Genomic DNA, 17,457 nt, shown 5'->3' on the forward strand with positions numbered 1-17,457 from the left:
GAAGGCAGAAGTCCCATTCTGCGGCCACGCGACCATCGCGTCGGCAGCTGCCTACGCCGAGCGGCACGGCCCGGGAGTCCTGCATCTGGAGACCCGCGCCGGCCTGGTCGAGGTCTCCACCAAGGTCCAGACGGACGGCACCACCACCGCCACGCTGATCAGCGTCGAACCGCAGACCAAACCTGTCTCCGCCAGCGACCTCGCGGCGCTGCTCGACGCGCTGCGATGGACGCCGGGCGACCTCGACGCGACCCTGCCGCCGCGGATCGCCTTCGCCGGGGCGTGGCATCCCATCGTGGCCGCCGCGAGCCGGCAACGCCTGGCCAACCTGGACTACGACATGGCATCGCTGGCCAGCCTGATGGCCCAGCGCGGCTGGACAACGATCGACCTGGTCCACCGCGAGTCCGCGCTGGTGTTCCACGCGCGTAACCCGTTCCCACCCGGCGGTGTGGTGGAGGACCCCGCGACCGGCGCGGCAGCCGCCGCGTTGGGTGGCTATCTACGCGAGATGGGCTTGGTGGCGCCGCCCGCCACGGTCACCGTGCACCAGGGCCAGGACATGGGCCGTCCAAGCCTGCTCACCGTAGACATCCCCGCCCAACCCAGAACTGGAATCGCGGTGACCGGCGCCGCCGTTGCCCTTTCCTGACATGCAGGCGAGGGTCTGACGGACCCAGCCGACGCCGCCAAGACTCGTCGTCGACGACCTGGCCATGTACTTCCACCGGCCACGACCGCGCGCCATCGGGCCGGCGCCCTTCCTCCCGGTCCGATGCGAACCTCCGAAGCGTGGCCGACTCAGACCACCCCCGGCGGGTTATGTGACGACACGTTTGCAGGCTGTAGGGTGGCGGGCGTCTTTCGTCGTGAGAGACGCAGCGCGGAGGTGGGGCCATGCCGATCACAGGGCAGCGCGTGGTACGTCGGACTCTGGGCCGGCGGCTGACCCGGCTCCGGGTGGCCTGCGGCAAGAGCCGGCGAGAGGTCGCCGAAGCGAAGCTGGGCATCTCCGAGCCGACGCTGCACCGGATCGAGACCGGCAAGGTCCCGGTGACGGCGGCGAACGTCCGGGCGCTCTGCTGGCTCTACGGTGCCGATCAGAGCATCACCGACGCGCTGGCCGAGCTGGCGTTGGGCACCTCTCAGCAGGAGTGGTGGGACAGCAGCCCGGTGATCCCTGACTGGTTCAAGCTCTACGTGGGTCTGGAGGCCAGCGCCAGCCAGATCTCCACCTACTATGGCGAGGTCATACCCGGCGAACTGCAGACCGAGCAGTACGCGATGGCCGTGTTCGAGGCCGAAAAGCCAGCCGATGCCGAGGCCGCGCACCGGCATGTCAAGCTGCGGATGCAGCGGCAGAGGGCGCTGTTCACGCGTACCCCGGCTCCGCGGATCGTGACCGTTCTCGGCGAGGATGTGCTCACCCGACCCGTGGGCGGTAAAGCTGTTCTCGACGCGCAGGTCGAGCACCTGCGCCGGGTCGCGAAGCTCGACTCGGTGGACATCAGGGTGCTGCCCTTCTCAGTCGGCGCGCACGCCGCGATGGCCGGCGCGTTTCGCATCCTGGACTTCGACGCCCCGGACGATCCGAACACGGTGTACCTGGAGTCCCACATCGGCGCGCTCTACCTGGAGGAGCCGCGCGAGATCGACGAGTACCGCCGGATCTTCACGATGGTCTACGACGCCTCCGTCCCGCTGGACGCCTTCCGATAAGGTGCCGCGGGTATGGTCCCCCTCCGGCCCTGTCGGGGCAGGGACGCGTGGCGACACTCATCACGGAGGGCGGCACTGGTGTCTGATGTAGACGACGTTGGCGGAGCGAAGCCGGCGACTGCGGCGAGGATCTACGACTACCACCTCGGCGGGACACACAACTTTCCTGCGGACAGGGCAGCCGCCAAGGCAATGGCACAGATGTTTCCGCTAGCGCCGGTACTGGCCCGCACCAACCGTGCGTTCCTGCGGCGAGCCGTGCGCCACCTGACCGAGGCCGGGGTACGACAGTTCCTCGACATCGGTTCGGGCATCCCGACCGAGGGCAACGTCCACGAGATCGCCCAGCAGTCCGCGCCCGACGCCCGGGTGGTCTATGTGGACATCGATACGGTCGCCGTGTCGGAGAGCCTGGAGATCCTCGACGGCAACGATCGGGCCACCGCCATCCGGGGAGATCTGCGGGAGCCGCAGGTCATCCTGGCGCACCCCCAGGTGCGGGCGCTGCTCGATTTCGACCGGCCGGTCGGCCTGCTGCTGGGCGCGGTCCTGCACTTCGTACCCGACGACGACGTGGCGTACGACGTGGTGGGGCAGTTGCGGGCGGCGCTCGCGCCGGGCAGCTACCTCGTGGCGTCGCACGCCTCCGCCGACGGCGGGGACGTCGACCAGGACGACGTGGAGACCGCCCAGGGACTGTACCGGCGGAACACCGCAACCCCGTTCCACCTGCGCACCCGGCGGCAGTTCGAGCGGTTCTTCGTCGGTCTCGACCTGGTCGAGCCGGGCGTGGTGTGGCTGCCGCAGTGGCGGCCCGCGCCCGAGGACCCGGCGGATTTCGTCGATGACCCGACCCGCAGCTCCGGTCTGGTAGCCGTCGGCCGGAAGCCGTAACCGGCCTGGCGGCGAACATGGCGCCGCCCGCCGTGATCGGCCCGTTTCCCCATTTCAGCTCCGGCGCCCGCCGATCTGCCTCGGCGGGCGCCGGTGTCTCGTGGTCACCGCGTCGTCAACCCGACGTCGTGCCGTGGGCCACGCCGTTCAGTCAGCGAGTAGCCCGTCGAACTCCCCCCGCTTGGCGCCGAAGAGGAACGAGTCCCACTCCTCCGAGGTGAACCGTACGCTGCCGGCGGACGGGCTCTTGCTGTTGCGGACCTCGATCAGACCATCGTGGCGGCGCGCCTCGACGCAGCTGCCGCCGTTGCCGGTCGACCTGCTGGACATGATCCATCCGGTGCTTTCGTGCATCGGTTACTCCTCCATGGACGGCGTGCTGGTGACCGGCTCTGTGGTCCTGGATAGTGTCCGGGCGCAATCACGCCCCGGCTTGGTCACTTTCCGTTGTTACCCGTCGACGGGTAGCGAAGGCCAGCGTGCTTGAAGTCCCAGGTGGACGGCCTGGACCTCCATACCTCGCAATGGCAGGACCTTTCACGATGAAATCGTGGCCGACACAGGGTAACCGAGAAGGGCGCCCGCGCAGGATCTCGTCGTGATGTTTTGTCGCCGTGAAATCTTGCACGCACCTTGCCGCGCTGCCATGCTCGTGATGGCGCCGGCCCCCGGTGCCAGGTGAGGAACCGCCGACCGGATCCTCGGCCACATCGCGCCGCCGGCCGTCCTTGCCCAACCAGCCGTGCAGGACGAGCTACCCGCCGATCGGTGCCAATCCGGCCGCGAGCGGTTTCGCGCAGCAACGACCGTAGCTGGCCCGCGACGAAGGTGAGATCATGTCCGCGCCGCACCATGGCACGCCGACCGTCACGACCCCACCCGACGGGTTCTGCCCAGGAGACCGGGTCTGGGTACACCGCGGGACATCCTGGCGCCCCGGCGTCATCCTGCAGTCCTCAGCAGAAGCAGCAACCGTCCGATACCGGCCGGCCGAGGCCCGGGGTACCGGTGTGGACACCGTCATCGCCAGGAATCTGACTCCCCGCGATGACGACGACCCGCTCCTCGACCGGACGACCGAGCTCGGCCGAGTCGCTGGCATCGAGCAGACCGAGTGATCGCTGGGGAATGAGTCTCGGCCTGCAGCTATTTACGCCCCCCACTCCCGGCGCACTGGAGGCTGCGACGGCTCCTCGTGCGGGGGATCTGTGTCTACGGTCTCGACCAGGTCTTCGGCTGGCGTGACTCGGGCGGGCAGCTCGCCGAACCTGACGTGCCGCAGGCGGGCGAACTCCTCGTCCGTTGACCGTTCGGTGCGCTCTCGATCCTCACCCATCGCCGACCTCCCTCGTCGGGTTCCATTGTTCCCCGAGTGGATCGAGGCCTGGTACAACCCACGCCCGCGCCACTCCAGCCTTGGCAGTCTCCGATCGACGACGACCACCACCCCGGCGGCAGCCGCGGCATGACCGTCACCGAAAGCAGTCCGGGAACCGAGACTCGTGTGGCGAGTGGGGAGAGTTCCTATTCGGTCGATGTGGTGGGTCCCGGGGCGGCGGCGGGGATCGGTGGAAGTCGGCGCAGCGCGCGGATTGCTAGCACGGCGAGTGGTACGCCCACCGTGAGGACGGCGATGGCCTGTACGGAGGCGATCGTGGTGAGGGTGGCGTGTTGTGCCTGGTGACGGTAGTCGGGCAGGGTTGCGGTTCGCTGGGCGAGCGTGGTCACGGCGAGCAGGGTGAGTGCCAGTGACCAGGGCAGTGTGCGGGATGGACGGCGGGTTGCGTGGGCGGTCAGGTGGATCACCATGGCGACGGATACCACCGCACATGACAGGCCCGGCCAGTCGAGGAGCCTCAGCGCCGGTGTGGTCGCCTGAATGGTGAACAGCGGTACGGGGACGAGGAGGATGCCGATCGGCAGCGCGAGGAGCCAGGGGCGGCGCGGCATCGGTGGGGCGCCGTGGTGGAAGGCCGTCATGGCCAGTAGCAGGGCGATGTCGACGACGAGCATGGCCCAGGGCGACACGGTCAGAGGTCCGTCACTGGTGGCTTGTTCCACGACGGTGGTGATGGTGGTAGGCACGATGGCGAGCAGGGCGACCGCTTGGGCCACCCGCCGGTGTCCGAGGACGAGCGCGATGTAGGCCGGTAACCAGGCGTAGCCGGCGAGGTTCCAGGCGGTGTGCCAGATGCTCGATGGTGGAGTGATTGCCCATTCGGATGGGGGGGTTGGCAGCCAGGCGATCTTTCCGGAGAGCCATAGTGTGACGGCGATGCTGGCGGTGACCATGACGGCGTGGGTCAGCATCGCCATCAGGGTCGCCAGTCGCACGGCCTGCCCCCAGGCGTACGAGCGGGGTGGCGCGTCGGCTCCGCCGAGACGCAACCGTACGGCGAGGGACACGATGCTGGCGACCTCTGACATGCTCGGCCGACCGTAGTCTGCGGCGTACGCGGTGGTTTCGGGATCGCCGGTGTCCATACTTTCCAGGAAGGCGGCGACCATGTCGTCTTCCCATTCCTGCCGATAGTCGGCGGGCAGCAGCCGCAGGATGAGGCGGTAGCGTTCCTCGAGCCGGCTCATGACGGCGTCGCCCCTGTGATCGGGTTCCGCCGTTCGCGCAACCGGGTCGAGGCGAGGCGCGCGTTGGCGGCCAGCCGTTGAGCCTCTGCGTCGAGGGCCTCGCGGCCGTGTTCGGTCAACCGGTAGTAGCGGCGTAACCGTCCTTGCCATGCCTCCTCGCGGTCCAGTTCGACCAGGCTTTCACCGACGAGTCGATCCAGGGTCCCGTACAGGGAGCCGATCTTCAGCTGCACGCGGCCCCGCGACAGTTCTGCGACTTCCGCAACGATGCCGTAGCCGTGGCGCGGGGCGTCGAGCAGCGCGGTGAGGATGAAGAAGGCCGGTTCCGTCATCGCCCGAAAACTCATGCACCCAATATAGTGGAGGGCAAGATATGCGGCCAGGCAGAATGCCAGACCACGCCGGTGGATTCAGGGCTCCGGCCAGCAGAGCACGGTCCGCCGGATTGCCGGATTGAAGGTCGGCCAGCGCCTCGCGCAGCGTCCTCATGTCGGGCGACTCGGACACATCGCGCAGCGCCCACAGCGCGGCTTCGCCCAAGCAGGACCATCGCCGACGAGCACCGGAAGGGCGGCGGCCCGATCGGCTCGCATGCCCGCCCGTGCGGCCGGGTTACGGGCTGGACGACTCCGAATAGCATTCGGCGAGTCCAGCAAGGGCCAGTCAAGATCCCGCGACATTGAAATGTGTCAAGTTGGCGACACTTCGCGCGATGCCACGGCCGCAGCCTCGGCTAATACGATAGGCGCATGTCACCAAAGGTCTCGATTGTCGCCACGGACCACCATCGAGGTCCCGGTCCGAGAGCCGGCGTCGACGTGACCTTTCTTCCGCTCGCCGAGGACGACGGGGTCCTGGTCTACCCCGAATCGACCCCGGCTCTTATGCAGGAGCTGCGGGCAGCGGGTGTTGTGGTGGACACCTGGCACCCCACCGGGGAATGCGATTTCGTCTCGTCGCGCGGTCTGGTGACCGACACCCTGCTCCAGATTGTCGTCGGTATCGCCTCCTCCGCCGGGTGGTACGCCCTGCAGTCGATGCTGCGCCGACGCACCGGGCAGGTCAGCGTGCGCGCGACGTTCGACGACGGTGTCCAGCGACGACGCGTGGAGGTGAACGGAGAGGCGGCCGCTGTCGTCGAGGCGCTGGAAAGGCTCGACCCGTTCAGGTCGGAGCCCTCCTGATGGCGGCGGGCCGCAGCGCCCCGCCGAGCTCGCGCCAGCGAGCGATCAGATGAGGCCCGTGCACGAGGCGCCGCGGCGCTATTCGCCAGCCGTGGTGGAGGAGCGCCGCCGACTGGTCGGCCAGATCGCGACCGTGATGGAGGCGTCGTCGGTCATCCGCGACCCGAACAGCCGCCAGTTGCTGCTTCAGGAACTGGGCCACGCATTGGGCGGCGCACTGGGCTACCGGGAGCTGAGCGTGCTGCGGCCCCAGATCGTCGAGCTGGTGACGGTGTGCGTGGATCGACCGGGCGGGCTGCGCTGCCTCGTCGATTGCCTGGAACTGCTCGAGCCGGGCAGCGAGCAGACCATCGCGCTGGTGCGGCTGGCCGACGAATGGCAGGTGGTCGAGTTGTTCGCCGACTACGACATTCCCTGGCTGCGGGGCCTGCTGTCCACGGTCGACGGGACCGGGGAGCTGCGGCGGTTCGTCGCCGAGACCCGTGCGACCCCAGCCCCTGCCTGGTGCAGGACCGCCTGGGATCTTTTCACTCACCTCGCGTCGGCGAACTCGCACGCCGAGGTGCCGCCGTGGCTGCCGCTGCTGGACAGGTTGACGACGGCCGTACCGGAGGCATCGCTGGACCGGATGGGTGAGTTCGTCGCGCAGCTGGCCAAGGACTGGGGAGTCGCGGACCGGATCGTGGCGTCCCCGCCGAGTCCTCCGACGCCCGCCGGTACCGCCTACCTGGTGATCCAGTTCGAGAAGTACGGCGGTGACGACGACACCTACATCATGTCGCACTGGTATCAGTGGGCGTCCACGGTGTGGCAGCCGATCCGCGGTGAGGACCGGCACATCCCGTACCGGGACCTCGAAGCGGCCGTCGACCGGGTCATCAACGAGACCGAACGCCGTTGGGCGGATCAGACCGGCGCGGTGACCATCGAGTTCGTCCTGCCCTGGCAGCTGATCAACGAACCGGTCGACACCTGGCGCAAGGAACTCCAGTCACCGATGCCGAGTCCCCTGACCACGGAGTATCCCCTGGTGATCAGGAGCCTGGAGCGCATCCGCGCCAGCCAGTGGCACCGGGTCTGGCGCAGCCGCTGGCAGGGCCTCGCCGGTCGCGACGGCCAGCGGCAGCTGATTCACTGCGCGTCGCGGCACCATGCCGACGTCCAGCTCGAGGCGACTCTCAAACGCGAAAGCGGGATCGTCGTGCTGGTGCTCAGCGAGTCGCCGACCGTGGACAGCGTGGGCGAGCGGCAACTGCTCGTCGGGCTGCGGTCCGGGATGCCGGCGATCATCTGGCACCGCACCCCTTCGTCCACAAAGGATCTGTGCCAGACTGTTGCGTCGATGCTCGGCGATCAGACATCGGGCCCAGGGGTGACCGGGCTTCCGCACCGTGCCACGCACCTGCGGCAGTTGGCGTGGAGTGAGGACCCCAAGGGGCTCGACCAGCACATCGGGCACGGCTTTGTGATCTTGTTCGACGATCCGGATCGGCAGCCAGGAGGAACGGTCTCCGCCGACGACGACAGGCGAAAGGTCTTGGCATGAGCGGCAACGGCCACGGGACGTGGGTCGCCGCCGACCGGCATCCACGCCGGACGGGCGGCAGCGTCGCCGGCCGGTGCCGTCGCGTGCGGTCGCCATGGCCCGCGTCTACGACGGCGGTTCTGTGATGAGCCGATCGGTGCCGGCGACCTCTGCGGCCGTGAGCCGACCGGCCGACTGGTTACGGATCGAACCGGCAGACGGTGGCCGGGATCTCGTCGTGATCGTCGACGACGACCCGGTGATGGAGTTCTGGGCCGACGAGATCTCGACGTTCGTAGCGGTGCTACGGGCTCAACGCGCCTTCGCCGCGGTCGAGGTCAGGCGCATGGTTGTCGAAGACGGCGCGCTGTGGGTAACCGGCGAGCCCGACGCCCTCAACGCCCCGCCCGCGACGTTGGTCGATCCCACCGGGCGGCGGATCGTCTTCCTGCTGACCCATGGCGGGTCCGACGCCTGGCGGGGCGGGCTCGTCCACCCCGTGCTCGTCTCCTGGGCAGCCGGCATGACCGTTGCGGTGGTCAACCTTCTGCCCCAACAGCGTTGGCGCGAGCGGGGACTGGAGACGACCGAGGTGGCGTGGGACCTGGACGGCTCGGATCCGGCGACCACCCGGTCGTCGTGGCGGGTGAGCGGCCTGGACCTTCGTCCCACCGACCAACGCGACGACGACGCCCGGCTGACGGCCGTGCCGGTCATCGAACGCGGCACGGACTGGTTGCAGCGATGGAGCCGGCTGCTGGCCGGACCGGCGACGGGCGAACTGCGGATGCCCGCGTTGCTGCTGCCACCGGACGGGCTGACCGGCCGCCGGCCGAGCCGCTCGCTCACCGCTCCCGATCTCGTCGCCCGATTCCGGGCGACCGTGTCGCCGGCGGCGTTCACGCTGGCGACACGGCTGGCGGCCGCTCCACTCAACGTCCAGGTGGTGCGCGCCGTCGCGAGGACAGTGGTCCGCTCGGGGCCGGAACAGCTGACCGAGGTGCTGACCAGCGATCTGGTGCGGCCGGTTCCGCACGGGGCGGCGGCGACCGGCGACACCCGCATCAGGTACGAGTTCGTGCACGGCGTACGCGAGCGGCTCCTCACGCTCGGGTACCGCGACCGCACCGTCGAGGTCCAGCACGTCGTGGAGTACGAACTCGCGCATGACGTGGAGGCGGTGCGCAACCTGACCCTTCGCGTCAAGGATCCGCGGAACGCGTCGTACGAGCGCGTCACACCGGCCGCCGAGCCGTACCTGCGGGTCGAGTTGGCTGTTCACCTCTCACTGGGCGGGCCGAACCTCGTCGCAGCCGCGCGGCTGGGCCAGGCACTCGGCTCTCCCATCCCACGGCAGGTACGTCGAGTACTTCAGCCACCTTCCGTTACCGCTCAGAGCACCATGGAGTCCGGAATGTCTGACAGAGTGAACTCGCCGGGCCCGGGGGTCTCGTTCGGCACCGCACCGCACGTCACGCTGGACGCCGAGTCAGGCATCATCCCGAGCAGGCCACCGACCCACGACCTGCAGGCCGTACAGCGGCTCGACGGGCAGTTACCGGCCATCGTCGGCAACCTGCCGCTGCGGAACACGAACTTCACCGGCCGGCGTGAACTCCTCGATTCCCTGCATCAGCGGCTGCGCGCCGGCACCACCGCTGTGCTGCCGGAGGCGTTGCACGGCGCCGGCGGGGTGGGCAAGTCGCAGCTCGTCATCGAGTACGTCTACCTCCATCAGCAGGACTTCGACCTCATCTGGTGGATCCCGGCCGAGCGACCGGCCCAGATCCAGTCCGCGCTGGTGGAGTTGGCGGCGCGCCTGGACCTACCGGTTCCGTCGACCGCCAACACGGCGGTGCCGGCGGTGCTGGAGGCACTGCGGATCGGCCGTCCGTACTCGAACTGGTTGCTGATCTTCGACAACGCCGAGGACCCGGACGACGTCGAGCAGTTCTTCCCCAAGGGCGGACCAGGCAGCATCGTCGTCACCTCCCGCAACGCAGGATGGCGAGAAATCGCGAACAGCCTTCCGGTCGACGTGTTCGAGCGGCAGGAGAGCATCGACCTGCTCCGCCGCCGGGGGCCGGACCTGGCCGTCCACGACGCCGACCGACTCGCCGCCGCCCTGAGCGACCTTCCCCTGGCCATCGAGCAGGCGGCGGCCTGGCGCGCCGAGACGAGGATGCCGGCCGACGAGTATCTGGCACTGCTCGACGCCAGCCGGCCTGCCCTCGACGACGAGACGACGCCGCAGGACTACCCGGAGCTCGTCGCCGCGGCCTGGAACGTGTCGCTCAACTGGCTACGTGACCAGGACCTCTCGGCGCTACGGCTGTTGGAGATGTGTTCGTTCTTCGCGCCCGAACCGATCAGCAGGGTGCTGCTGTCGAAGCCACGCGCGCTGCGCATCCATCCCGACCTGGATCCCCTCGTCCGCAACCCGGTCCGCCTCAACCGGGCGATCCGCACGATCGGCCGCCTCTCGCTGGCGAGAATCGACCACCGGACGAACTCCTTCCAGATGCACCGCCTCGTCCAACGTGTACTGATCAACCAAATGGCTCCGGAGCAACGCGACGCCCTGCGGCACGGCGCCCACATGCTGCTGGCCGGCAACGACCCCGACCAGCCCGACAACGCCGACCACTGGCCACGGTACGCCGAGCTGTACCCGCACATCGTCGCCTCCGAAGCAGAGGACTGCCCGAACGATCTCGTGCGGGACATGGTGCTGAACGAGGCGAAGTACCTCTGGCGGTGGGGCGACCACCTCGGTGCGCGGGAGCTTTCGCAGCGGGCGTGGACGGCCTGGACCGCCGACGACGGCGGTACCGACGCCGACAGCCTCCGGATGGCGAGCTGGCTCGGCTTCATGCACTTCGTCGTCGGTGACTACGCCGCCGCGACCGCGCTGAACGGCCGGACGCTCGAGCTCTACCGGCAGACCCTCGGCGACGACCAGGAGGAGACCCTGGACGCGATCGGCGCGGTGGCCGCCGACCACCGGGTCGCCGGTGACTTCGCCGGCGCGCTGGAACGCTCGCTCGTCGTCTACGAACAGGCGAAACAGAACTTCGGTGAGGAGGAGCCGTTCACGCTGCGTGCCGCGCACAATCTCGCGGTGAGCATGCGGCTGTCCGGCCTGTTCGGGCGGGCGCTCCAGCTCGACAAGCAGACCTACCAGCGGCTGGTGCAGATCTACGGCACCGACCACCCGGACAGCCTGAGCACCTTCGGCGGCATCAACCTCGACCGGCGGGAACTCGGTGACTACATCGCGGCGCACGCGAATCAGGAGAACGTCGTCGCCACGGCCCGCCGGATGCTCAAGTACGACGACCACCCGGATCTTCTGCGGCAGAGCCACATGCTGGCGAGTTTCCGGCGCAAGGCCGGTCACCACCACGACGCCCTCGATCTGTCCAGCGACGTGCTGCGCCGCTTCCGTACGCGCTACGGCAGCGACCATCCGGACACGGTGCTCGCCACGCTGACGTTCTCCATCGACCAGCGGCTGACCGGCGACCTGCGCGCCGCCAAGGACGCGGCGGAGTTGGCGCTGGAGGGTCTGCGCCGACTGTACGGCGAGGACCACCCGCACACCGCGGGTGCGCAGGTCGACCTGGCGGTGACGCTTCGGCTGCTCGGCGAGTGCGAACGGGCCCGAGACCTCGACCAGGCGGCGTCGCAACGGCTGGCCAGCCGGCTCGGCGCATCGCATGCCCTGGTGCTGGCCGCCCGGATCAACCTGGCGAGCGACCATTACGAGCTCGGCGACTACGCGCAGGCCCAGGTCCTCGACGCGGACACCCTCACGCAGTGTCGTCAGGTGCTCGGCAGCACCCATCCCACCACGCTGGTGTGCGCGCTTAACCTCGCCATGGATCTACGGGAACTCGGGCGCGGCGCGGAGGCGAGCACGTTGTTCGAGACCAGCATCGAGCAGCTGCGGCAGGTCCTCGGCGTCCGGCACCCGGCGGTCGCGGCGGTCGGCGCCGGCGTACGGGCCAACTGCGACATCGACCCGCTGCCCCTGTAGTGCGACCACGGTCCGCCCGGCGGGTCAGGCTGCCGGCCAACCCGCCGGGTCGACCGTGTCGAACTGCCGATCCGGGAGCCCACGACCGACCCAGCCGGCCAGCTCCAGCGGATCCGGGGCCACCGTTGCGGACCCGCGCGACCGCAGGCCCTGCACGACGGCCAGGATGAGTTCCGGGCAGCCCAGCAGGGCCCGCGTCGCCGGATCGGCGGGACGGTCGATCTGGGTGAGGCCGAGACCCACCCAGCCGTGCACGCGCGACGGGTCCTGCCTCAGCTCGCCGAGGTAGCCGGCGCGCGCCCGCTCGACGTCGCCGGTCACGAGGGCGAGGTCGGCCGCGGTAGCACCCTCGACCCGGTCCCCCACCTCGTCGGGTGCGGCGCGCACTCGGCCGAAGGCGTCCGGGTCGACCAGCAGGTGTCTGCGCAGGACGGCCCGAGCGTCGAGCAGGCCCGGCGGCGGTTCCGCCAGCACCTTCGCGGCGCCGACGGCGAGGACCGCCTCCGCCGCCGGGACACGGTGCTGCCAGGCCGAGGCGAGCGCGTCCCGATCGGCGGGGTCCAGGCGGATGTTGTGGCCCCGCCACATTGCGCGGTGGTCGAGGGCGGCGGCGTCGGCCGCGGCGAGTGCCGCGGCGGGCACCGGGTCGTCCTGACATGTTTTCAGGTCCATGTGCAGGGTCTCGACGAACCGCTGGCCGTGCGCGGTCAGCCGGCCGGACGCCGCGATCATCCGCAGGACGTCGAGGGTCTGCCGCCGCCACAGCGCGAACTCGAAGTCGGCGGCTGCCCGATCCCCCGGCGGTGCCTGGATTCGGTGGACCCCCCAGAACTGGGTGATGCCGGCGAATGCGTACGCACCTTGGAGAATGCCCGGCAGCGGTCTGGGGTCGTCCCGCCAGGGGGCGTAGTAGCGGAGGTCGCCAGCCTCGCAGAGGGTCAGCAGGTGAGACACGGCCCCGAGCTTGTGGTGCTGCGACTCGTGCACCAGGGTCACGGCCAGCTCCACCGCATCGTCCGGTTCGGAGAGCAGGATGCCCCCGAACGCCTCGGCACCGGACGCGGACAGTGGGCGGAAACGCTCACGGCGTGGCACGGGTGCCAGGGTCCGTACGATTGCACTGATTGCCAGGGCGCGATCGGGCTGCTCGCCGGCCAGCAGTTTCCAGGCGGCGGCGAGATTCGCGCGCCAACGGGCGACCTCGGCCGCCGGCAGCGGCTGCGGCGACGAGGGCCCTCGAAGGTCGCGGTACACATCGCGATCGAGCAGCTCGACCCGGAGGCCGACGCCGCCTGCGCGGACCTCGATGACGACGGGTTCATGCCAGTCCGGGTCGCCGGGTAGGCACCGCACCGTGCGGGCGCCGGTCTCGATGTCGACCTGTCCGTCGCGGGCCCGTACCCCGACGACCGGAACGTCCGGCGGGACCGACGCGGAGCCCACGGTGGGCAGTACCGCGGCACCCTGGCGGGCCGGGATGTCGAGTTCGAAGGAGAGGCCGGCCCGGGCGGCGCTCGCCGCCGCCAGGGCGTGCAGGTATCCGACGTCCAGCCACAACGGCACGGGGGTGTCGGTGTCGTCGCCCAGCCGACGCAGGGTGTGCGCGGCCCAGATGCCGACCTGTGGCTGGGCCAGGACGTCCTCGGTGCTCTCCGGAGCGGCACCGTGGGCCTGCACCAGCAGATGCCAGGCGTCGGTGATTGGCGCGAGCGGACCGCGAGCGTCGGCCCGGGCGACGCAGGCGTCCAGCAGGGCCCGCAGCACGATCAGCCGCCAGCTGCGCTCGGACCGCCGCAGCGCCGCGATGGCCGCTTCGTCTCCAGCGCCGGCGGCCAGGGTATTGAAGTGCGCCTGTTCGAGATAGGTCGGACCTAACGGAACGGGATCATTCGACATGTTCCTCCCCATGCGGCCCGGCGGGCCGCATCCGACTCGGGAAAGAGCCGTTGTAGCCGCTGATGCTGCCCCCCGAATCGGCAACTCTCTCTCGCACCCGCGAGATCGCCGCAGTCATGCCGGTGAGGTCAACGGTTCGCAGGGTCGCTACGGTCACCGCTGACAGGTCGAGCAGCTCAGACTCGATACCGGCGAGGCGTTCCTCCATGTACGGCAACCCTCCCGATGATGACAGTCGATAACTCCATCATTACTTATGTGTGCAGGCAGCGAAAGCGTCGAGCGACGGTCGCCACAAACCGGATCGGAACGGAATCCTCCGATGTGGACGGACCATGCCGGCGCCGTCCGGCTCAGATGTGCGCCGCCAGCGAGGCTGCGCCGCCCTCGACCCGGGCCATCGCCGCGTCGTCGGAGGCGAAGAACCGAACCGCCTCGACGAGTTCGGAAAGGGCGCCCGGATACCGCAGACAGGTTCGTACGACACTGATGGCATCGAGCCGCGCCGCGCTGTTGCGCCGGATGGCCGCGTACACCTGGCCGCGCAGCAGGGACAGGATCTCCTCACGGTCGTTCGGTCGCAGGAACTCCGGTATCTCGAGGAGCGCGTCCACGAGGGGTGCCATGGCGGTCAGCGGTGGCGGCGCGGGCGCCACGGGAGCCGGATGCCCGGCCGTGGGTCTGCTCAGAAGGAAACCCTCGTCGCCGAGGGCGTTGCGGTACCAGAGGTACGTGGGGGTCTGCGCGGTCAGGCCGCTCGACCGCAGCTCGGTGAACCGCTCCCGCAGCGTGGTCACGAGCCGTTGCGGATCCGCGAGCCGATCCGTGTCGCCGTCGTCGAGCAGCCGCAGTATCTCCCGGCTGAACAATCCGGTACGCCGCACCCGTAGGTTGGCGGCGGCCTGGCCAAGACCGGCGGCGAACAGCACATCCTGCCGCCGGCCGGTGACCGGTTCCCCGACGGGGAAGCTCTCGTTGCCGGTCGAGCGCGCTCCCTGCGGACGATCGTGCAGTTGGCAGGCGTCCACGATCCACACCTGCCGGTCGAACGCCGGTACGAGGTCGGAGGCGAAGGTGGCGAGCATGGAGTCGAGATCGAGGGCACCGGCGTCGGTGGTGGTGGCGTCGGCGTAGTAGAGCCGCCGGTGCCGGCCGGTGTCGACATAGCCGTGGCCGCCCCAGATCACGTAGAGGGTCGATCCCCGCCGCGTCGGCAGCTCCCGCAACAGCACCTCCCGTACGGTCGCCCGGTCGGCGGGCCGCAGGACGGCTCCCGGCGGTACGGCGTCCGGACCGGGATCGGGCGACGACAGCACGGTCACCTGCCCCGGCGGCACTCCCCGGGTTAGGAACCAGCGGGCAAACCGGAGGGCATCGTCGACCGGCCCGACCAGGTTCCACTCGCCGCCCGCCGCGTACTGGTCGATGCCGACAGCGATCACGTGGACATCGCGCGGATCAGTGTCAGGGCCCATGGCTCACTCTATCGATCAGTTCCGCGGCCGCACTTGCTCGGCCGCGCATGGAAGGGTGCTGGCGCGAGGCACCAGGCAGGGTGTGCTGTTTGGCCTGGTGGGTACCTGCCGCCCCGCCGATGTCCACCCACGGCCCGTAGTCGGTGGTTTCCCGACGCCGCCTGCCCGGACTCGCCGACCACCTACGCGGGATCGAGGAGACGGTTCGACCGGGAGTTCCGCGAGGGCGCCGTGCGGATCGTCCGGGAGACCGGCAAACCGATCGCGCAGGTCGCCCTGGACCTGGGGATCAACGACGGCACCCTGGCGTGCCGGTCTGTCTCGGCGTACCAGGCGAGCCGGCCGCCGAGCACCAGCTCGACGGCCAGGTCGAGGCCCCCGTAGCGCACTGCTGCTCAGAGGCGCCCGCCAAGGGGCTCACCTGCGCTGTCGTCGCCCAATTCAAGTTGCTGGGCGCCACGAGGCGCCGAAGGCGGAGCGTGACGGCTCGCCTCTTCATGCGCAGACATGGACAGCAGCAGATGCGCGCGTATCGTGGGCGCCTGGTCGCTCTACCCTGGATCGATGCGATCGATCACTGTTCTCGACGCGCCGTCCAATCTCGGGTTGCGCGCCCCAGCCCCTGGTCTCATTCCCGGGTGTTACAAGCTGGCCGGTGCGCTTCGCGATCAGCGCCTGCTCGACCGGCTCGGGGCGCACGACGGCGGTGTGGTCGTCCCGCCGCGCTACGACATCCGTGGCTGGCGGCCGGGGGACGGTGTCCTCAACGCGGATGCGCTCGCGACGTACACGCGCCGACTCGCGGAGCGGGTGAACGTGGTCCTCGACAACACAGGTTTCCTGATGCTGTTGGGTGGGGACTGCTCAATTCTGTTCGGGGCCGCGCTCGCGCTGCGCCGTCGTGGGCGCTACGGCATCGTCTACCTTGACGGATCGATCGACTTCCGCCATGTCGGCAACAGCACGCATGTCGGGGCGTCCGCGGGCGAGGGCACCGCCATCGTCACCGGCCGGGGCCAGCCAGACATTGCCGACATCGACGGGCTTGGGCCGTACTGCCGTGAGGACGATCTGGTTGTTTTGGGCGTCCGCGACTACGACGACGAACTCAACGAGGTACGTGGCCTGGGAATCGCGGTGTATGCCGCACCCGAGATCATCGCCGACGGCCCTGCCCTGGTCGGCGAACGCGTGGCACAACGATTCGCCGCCTGCGACGGCTACTTCGTACACCTCGACGCCGATGTGCTCGACCCGGCGGTCATGCCGGCCGCCGACGCGCCCGACCCCGGCGGCTTGGACTATCCGCATCTGGTCGAGCTGCTCCGTCCGCTGTTCGCCAACCCGGCCTGCGTCGGCCTGGAGGTCACGATCTACGATCCGGATCTCGACCCGGACGGCCGCTACGCCGCCGCGCTCGTCGAAACCCTGGTTAACGCCCTGCAAAGCTGATCGATCAGATTCGCTTGACGGTGGCGGGTGCGCACAGCGGCAAGGACGGAACATGGGCAGCCGCCACTACGGCACGTTCCACCCGAGCACGACGGGCAGCCCGTGCTCGTAACCCAGCGTGTTGATCGTCCCCGGATGTGGGTGCCCGAACTGCCGCGCACCCAACGCGTCGAGCCCGAGCCAGCGCGCGGTGAGGATGCGTGACAGATGGCCGTGCGCGACGACGGCCACGTCACCCTTGTCCAGCAGCGGCCGGACCCGGCAGAGGAAGGCGTCGACCCGCACGGTCACGCGCCCGAGGTCCTCGCCTGCGTCCACGCCGTCACGCCACAGCTCCCAGCCGGGCTTAGAGCGACCGGCGATAGGACTGGCGGGGCTGCGGCGCGCCCTGGCACTTCGGCTGGCGGCGTTGTCGCCGTCGGCCATGCAACACCGGCATGGCCTCCTCCTCCGCCTTGCCACCCCGGCCGGGACCCGCCTCGCCTCCACCGCCCTATTGCCGGTCGCTCTTAGGCCCTGCGTCGAGTGGCGCGCACGATGACGTCGTGCAGCGACACCTCGCCTCCGTCGGGCCTGGTGAGGGCGCGGGTGTTCTCCCGCGCGGTCTCGATCTTCCAGGCCGGTGAGGTGAAGAGTTCGGTGATGTTCCGTAGGGTGACGGTCGCCTCGCGCGGATGATGGCCCGTC

General features: G+C 69.6%; 16 protein-coding genes. 8 read left to right on the forward strand and 8 right to left on the reverse strand.

From position 1 onward, the window contains the following. The 3 genes from AB0M52_RS14315 to AB0M52_RS14325 all read left to right on the forward strand — a co-directional run. A partial coding sequence (locus AB0M52_RS14315; protein ID WP_363953236.1) for a PhzF family phenazine biosynthesis isomerase occupies positions 1-652 on the forward strand: 652 nt, incomplete at its 5' end. Between the two features lie 245 nt (positions 653-897). Beyond that, complete coding sequence (locus AB0M52_RS14320) at positions 898-1,719, forward strand: helix-turn-helix transcriptional regulator (protein ID WP_363953238.1); 822 nt, start codon at positions 898-900, stop codon at positions 1,717-1,719. Positions 1,720-1,797: 78 nt separating this feature from the next. Further along, complete coding sequence (locus AB0M52_RS14325) at positions 1,798-2,613, forward strand: SAM-dependent methyltransferase (RefSeq protein ID WP_363953240.1); 816 nt, start codon at positions 1,798-1,800, stop codon at positions 2,611-2,613. Positions 2,614-2,760: 147 nt separating this feature from the next. Here AB0M52_RS14325 and AB0M52_RS14330 read toward each other — a convergent pair whose 3' ends face one another. From AB0M52_RS14330 to AB0M52_RS14345, 4 genes are all read right to left on the reverse strand, one after another. Beyond that, on the reverse strand, positions 2,761-2,967 hold the full coding sequence (locus tag AB0M52_RS14330; protein ID WP_111212881.1) for a DUF397 domain-containing protein: 207 nt from the start codon (positions 2,965-2,967) through the stop codon (positions 2,761-2,763). A gap of 796 nt (positions 2,968-3,763) precedes the next feature. Further along, on the reverse strand, positions 3,764-3,949 hold the full coding sequence (locus AB0M52_RS14335; protein WP_363953242.1) for a hypothetical protein: 186 nt from the start codon (positions 3,947-3,949) through the stop codon (positions 3,764-3,766). A gap of 188 nt (positions 3,950-4,137) precedes the next feature. Then, positions 4,138-5,199: a hypothetical protein gene (locus tag AB0M52_RS14340; RefSeq protein ID WP_363953244.1), complete on the reverse strand. Its 1,062-nt coding sequence runs from the start codon at positions 5,197-5,199 to the stop codon at positions 4,138-4,140. Then, positions 5,196-5,546: a PadR family transcriptional regulator gene (locus AB0M52_RS14345; RefSeq protein WP_363953246.1), complete on the reverse strand. Its 351-nt coding sequence runs from the start codon at positions 5,544-5,546 to the stop codon at positions 5,196-5,198. Before AB0M52_RS14345 ends, AB0M52_RS14340 begins: the two co-directional genes overlap by 4 nt. A gap of 471 nt (positions 5,547-6,017) precedes the next feature. Here AB0M52_RS14345 and AB0M52_RS14350 point away from each other — a divergent pair, with 471 nt between their 5' ends. From AB0M52_RS14350 to fxsT, 3 genes are all read left to right on the forward strand, one after another. Continuing rightward, entirely contained in the window at positions 6,018-6,383 is a 366-nt protein-coding gene (locus AB0M52_RS14350; protein ID WP_363953248.1) for a hypothetical protein, read from the forward strand. Between the two features lie 49 nt (positions 6,384-6,432). Continuing rightward, positions 6,433-7,929 (forward strand): hypothetical protein, encoded by a 1,497-nt coding sequence (locus AB0M52_RS14355; protein WP_363953250.1) that lies wholly within the window; start codon positions 6,433-6,435, stop codon positions 7,927-7,929. 157 nt (positions 7,930-8,086) lie between these two features. Further along, complete coding sequence (gene fxsT / locus AB0M52_RS14360) at positions 8,087-11,947, forward strand: FxSxx-COOH system tetratricopeptide repeat protein (protein ID WP_363953252.1); 3,861 nt, start codon at positions 8,087-8,089, stop codon at positions 11,945-11,947. Between the two features lie 24 nt (positions 11,948-11,971). On the opposite strand, the gene AB0M52_RS14365 is transcribed toward fxsT, so the two are convergent. From AB0M52_RS14365 to AB0M52_RS14375, 3 genes are all read right to left on the reverse strand, one after another. Next, positions 11,972-13,843: an HEXXH motif domain-containing protein gene (locus tag AB0M52_RS14365; protein WP_363953254.1), complete on the reverse strand. Its 1,872-nt coding sequence runs from the start codon at positions 13,841-13,843 to the stop codon at positions 11,972-11,974. Continuing rightward, positions 13,833-14,051 carry a hypothetical protein gene (locus AB0M52_RS14370; RefSeq protein WP_363953256.1) on the reverse strand — a complete coding sequence of 73 codons (219 nt, stop codon included), beginning with the start codon at positions 14,049-14,051 and terminating at the stop codon, positions 13,833-13,835. Before AB0M52_RS14370 ends, AB0M52_RS14365 begins: the two co-directional genes overlap by 11 nt. A gap of 145 nt (positions 14,052-14,196) precedes the next feature. After that, entirely contained in the window at positions 14,197-15,318 is a 1,122-nt protein-coding gene (locus AB0M52_RS14375) for a hypothetical protein (RefSeq protein WP_363953258.1), read from the reverse strand. 231 nt (positions 15,319-15,549) lie between these two features. Here AB0M52_RS14375 and AB0M52_RS14380 point away from each other — a divergent pair, with 231 nt between their 5' ends. Beyond that, a complete protein-coding gene (locus AB0M52_RS14380; protein WP_363953260.1) occupies positions 15,550-15,702 on the forward strand; it encodes a hypothetical protein in 153 nt (50 codons plus the stop codon). Positions 15,703-15,882: 180 nt separating this feature from the next. Further along, complete coding sequence (locus AB0M52_RS14385; protein ID WP_363953262.1) at positions 15,883-16,770, forward strand: arginase family protein; 888 nt, start codon at positions 15,883-15,885, stop codon at positions 16,768-16,770. A gap of 66 nt (positions 16,771-16,836) precedes the next feature. Here AB0M52_RS14385 and AB0M52_RS14390 read toward each other — a convergent pair whose 3' ends face one another. Continuing rightward, positions 16,837-17,088 carry a histidine phosphatase family protein gene (locus tag AB0M52_RS14390; RefSeq protein WP_363953264.1) on the reverse strand — a complete coding sequence of 84 codons (252 nt, stop codon included), beginning with the start codon at positions 17,086-17,088 and terminating at the stop codon, positions 16,837-16,839. Positions 17,089-17,457 lie beyond the last annotated feature (369 nt).

This window comes from Micromonospora sp. NPDC051296 (assembly GCF_040682255.1).
Taxonomy (GTDB): Bacteria; Actinomycetota; Actinomycetes; order Mycobacteriales; family Micromonosporaceae; genus Micromonospora; species Micromonospora craterilacus.

Coding starts and splice junctions, on each gene's coding strand:
- AB0M52_RS14365 (WP_363953254.1), bottom strand. CDS start 13,843: ATGTCGAATGATCCCGTTCCGTTAGGTCCGACCTATCTCGAACAGGCG.
- AB0M52_RS14345 (WP_363953246.1), bottom strand. CDS start 5,546: ATGAGTTTTCGGGCGATGACGGAACCGGCCTTCTTCATCCTCACCGCG.
- AB0M52_RS14385 (WP_363953262.1), top strand. CDS start 15,883: ATGCGATCGATCACTGTTCTCGACGCGCCGTCCAATCTCGGGTTGCGC.
- AB0M52_RS14355 (WP_363953250.1), top strand. CDS start 6,433: ATGAGGCCCGTGCACGAGGCGCCGCGGCGCTATTCGCCAGCCGTGGTG.
- AB0M52_RS14340 (WP_363953244.1), bottom strand. CDS start 5,199: ATGAGCCGGCTCGAGGAACGCTACCGCCTCATCCTGCGGCTGCTGCCC.
- AB0M52_RS14370 (WP_363953256.1), bottom strand. CDS start 14,051: ATGGAGGAACGCCTCGCCGGTATCGAGTCTGAGCTGCTCGACCTGTCA.
- AB0M52_RS14330 (WP_111212881.1), bottom strand. CDS start 2,967: ATGCACGAAAGCACCGGATGGATCATGTCCAGCAGGTCGACCGGCAAC.
- AB0M52_RS14320 (WP_363953238.1), top strand. CDS start 898: ATGCCGATCACAGGGCAGCGCGTGGTACGTCGGACTCTGGGCCGGCGG.
- AB0M52_RS14375 (WP_363953258.1), bottom strand. CDS start 15,318: ATGGGCCCTGACACTGATCCGCGCGATGTCCACGTGATCGCTGTCGGC.
- AB0M52_RS14335 (WP_363953242.1), bottom strand. CDS start 3,949: ATGGGTGAGGATCGAGAGCGCACCGAACGGTCAACGGACGAGGAGTTC.